Source organism: Sporosalibacterium faouarense (assembly GCF_016765695.1).
Classification (GTDB): domain Bacteria; phylum Bacillota; class Clostridia; order Tissierellales; family VENL01; genus Sporosalibacterium; species Sporosalibacterium faouarense.
The window spans coordinates 1-2,861 of sequence record NZ_JAETGO010000033.1 but is presented as its reverse complement, the minus strand read 5'-3'; the positions used below and the strand labels follow the sequence as shown (position 1 = coordinate 2,861).

Annotated in this window: 1 protein-coding gene and 2 tRNA genes; all 3 read right to left on the bottom strand. The window is 27.4% G+C overall.

The annotated features are described in order from the left end of the window. Positions 1–1,082: 1,082 nt before the first annotated feature. Complete coding sequence (locus JMO20_RS04855) at positions 1,083–1,235, bottom strand: hypothetical protein (RefSeq protein WP_202708413.1); 153 nt, start codon at positions 1,233–1,235, stop codon at positions 1,083–1,085. 1,185 nt (positions 1,236–2,420) lie between these two features. Further along, positions 2,421–2,497 (bottom strand) — tRNA-Arg (locus JMO20_RS04850). 9 nt (positions 2,498–2,506) lie between these two features. After that, positions 2,507–2,580: transfer RNA gene (locus tag JMO20_RS04845), tRNA-Cys, on the bottom strand. Positions 2,581–2,861 lie beyond the last annotated feature (281 nt).

The following is a 2,861-nucleotide window of genomic DNA, read 5'->3' as shown; positions in this document are numbered from 1 at the left end:
AATTGTATTACATGTGTTTAATTTATCTCTACGCTGTTTATTTTTCAAAGACCAATGTCGACTTATTTTTTCTTTATTTCTTTTCTGTCGACTCTTAATACTATAACAAATTTCAAAGAGTTTGTCAAGTATTTTTTTCTTTGTACCACTTTGCCGAATCTTGCAATAACATTCCTTGTAATATAGTAAATAGAACATCAATAGCCAAGTTCTTTTCTTGCCGTTTCGTGACGACTCTTAATACTATAGCAGTTTTTTCTTGCATTGTCAACACATTTTTAAAACTTTTTTTATTCTACTAAAAAAAATCATCTAAACATATCATAATAGTAATACTTAATCTCTTTATTACAATGTTTTTAGCTTATTATGTAATTATGTCTTAAAGTAATATTTAGTTAAAGATATCTCCTACCGTTCTCAACTGAATTATCCCCAAACTTAAAATATCTATTTTAAAGTGAATGATTCTTATTTAAAATAAGTTTGGTATTTAACCTTTATATTCATTACTAGGCTACCCTTATTCTTTTCGAATTATCCAAAAATCTATTATTTCTCACCTTAATCATTAGTCTAAGAATACATTTATTATCTAAATATTTCTTCAAGATATTTAATTAATCATTTATATTTAAGTTTGCTCTAAAGAAGCCCCTAATATATCTTATATTTTTATTACCTACTTGTCCGATTCTAATCCCTTGAATTCTAGCTATCTCTTTATTAAAGCAACTATTTCTAACTTTAATTACTTTATTATCTATTATATAAGCATTTTATATGTTACTAAAACTATTTATAGCTAAATTATTTAGACCTATATCTATGCTTGCAATATTTAAATGTTCTGCTTTTTTAGAGGTTTTACCTGTTGTGTAGAAGGACAGTTTTCCTATATTTTTTATCTTAGTTTAAATCTACAAGCTAGTTTCATGCACATTAATGCACCGCATCTCTTTAGTCATTTTACATGTTATTATATTACAAACATTCACAATGGAACATCTGTTTAGAAAGGATGTTGATTCATACCTGATTAGAAAAGTGAGGAACTTCTTGACAATATGATAAACTCATGACTAGAGATAAAAAAATCTCTTAAATAATTGAAATCCTACAAAAATACCTACCCCAAACATTAATATACATATGGCAATGAAGCCAATTGTTTTAACAAAGTATTTTAAAGCATTAAGACCTTGATTGTTTTTCTGATTGCTTTCACTACTCATTTCTATTCCCTCACAAATAATTTATTTATTATAATATTATACCCAATAGTTTATACCTAAAAATTTAGACGTATATTTTTGAAGTATTATTTAGAACAACAATGATAAATAATTTTATTCATATCAATATCGATATGAATTTGATACCACTATTTATGATTGAATAAATAAAATCATTCTACTCGTCATTAATATACTAATTAGCTACATATAAATATTATGCCCATTCATATAGATATATTCACTTCTATACTTATCACTGTTTCCATATTCATTTATAGTATACTTTTATCGTATTTTTGATTTTAAAATAGAATCTAAATATATATCAAAATTCTTTTCAAGGATATATGTAGTATTGATATTATTATTAACATATTTTTATCTCCAAATTAATCCTAGCTTTACTTTGGTCTATTATTATAGAAGAAAGTCATCTATAAGGAGGGGAATATCATGAAGATTTATAAGAATTACAAATTAAATATTGCTATTTACAGCCCTTTAATTGCTTTCTTAAGTTTTTTAATTACTGCCCTTATATGGTTATTAATTAATTGATTTTTGGATTAGTATTTAAAAGATTATTGAACCCTCCCTCCACTTATAAAAGTGGGGGATTCTTATTTAAAAGAAGTTTAATATTTAAGTTTTTTACCTATTACTAGACGACCCTTATTTTTTTTGGATTGTCCAAGAATCTATTATCCCTCGCAAAAGTAAAATGTTTTGTACTCTATGTACTCAGCTAACTTATAAAAAAATTAATGATTTTAACTATTTAAAAATTGCACACCTTAAGTTAATTAATTGCTAAAAAAATATTGCAAAAGAAATAAAAAGCTAATTCTTTCTCACTACCGTAAGCCTAAGTAAGAATGAAAGTAAAGAACTGTTGACTTAATATTACTATATAACAATAATTTAAGAATCACACCGAATCCAAGTATAGATCAAAGCTTGAAAAATATACTGTTAAATATAAGACTGTTTAAGGAAATAGGGATTACTTTTAAATACGATTATACTAATAATCCTACAGAAAGTTTTAATAACATGATTAAGGTTTTAAAACATAATAATGGAACAGGATTAAAAATAATCCTGCCCAACTATTGACATAGAGCCACAAAAAAAACCAAGGATTGGAATTTAACACAACCCTTGACTTTTATAAAATATGTATGGTGCGCCCAGGAGGACTTGAACCCCCAACCTTCTGATTCGTAGTCAGACACTCTATCCAGTTGAGCTATGAGCGCTTATTTATTTGGAGGCGGCACCCAGATTCGAACTGGGGATAAAGGATTTGCAGTCCTCTGCCTTACCACTTGGCTATGCCGCCACACCTATTTTTATACTTTTTTATTGACTTTTATTACTATTCAAAGTATATGACTAAGTGATTCACAGGAAATTAAAAATTTCTGTTCTCTACTTATGCCTTACCACTTGGCTATGCTGCCATTTTACTTAACGTAAAGTTCCAATCCACTAATATATGTTTTCAACTAATTAAGTCATGATTAGATAAAAAAATACTAGCTACTTGCTAGAACAATAATGGCTGGGACGGCAGGACTCGAACCTACGCATACTAGAGTCAAAGTCTAGTGCCTTACCGAC

Coding starts and splice junctions, on each gene's coding strand:
- JMO20_RS04855 (WP_202708413.1), bottom strand. CDS start 1,235: ATGAGTAGTGAAAGCAATCAGAAAAACAATCAAGGTCTTAATGCTTTA.